The organism is Pseudoalteromonas sp. GW168-MNA-CIBAN-0100 (assembly GCF_040309225.1).
GTDB classification, from domain to species: domain Bacteria; phylum Pseudomonadota; class Gammaproteobacteria; order Enterobacterales; family Alteromonadaceae; genus Pseudoalteromonas; species Pseudoalteromonas arctica.
In genome coordinates this window covers 1-235 of record NZ_JBEOOL010001119.1, presented here as the reverse complement: position 1 = coordinate 235, position 235 = coordinate 1, and the positions used below count along the sequence as shown (strand labels likewise).

Annotated in this window: 1 protein-coding gene; it reads left to right on the top strand. The window is 43.8% G+C overall.

The genetic code is table 11. The annotated features are described in order from the left end of the window. Positions 1-235, top strand: a 235-nt coding sequence (locus AAEY62_RS24845; RefSeq protein ID WP_350637167.1) for a helicase-related protein, incomplete at both ends; no start/stop codon positions are given.

The following is a 235-nucleotide window of genomic DNA, read 5'->3' as shown; positions in this document are numbered from 1 at the left end:
GCTGCAAGCTGTGGCGTATCATGCTGGGCTTGAAGATACACTTAGATGGCAAATTCAAGATGACTTTATGGGTGGTAGAATTAATGTAGTAGTGGCTACGATTGCTTTTGGAATGGGCGTAGATAAAGCCGATATTCGCTTTGTTATTCATTACGACTTACCTAAATCGATTGAAAACTACAGCCAAGAAATAGGCCGAGCAGGGCGCGATGGTAACCCGTCACAGTGTTTTACC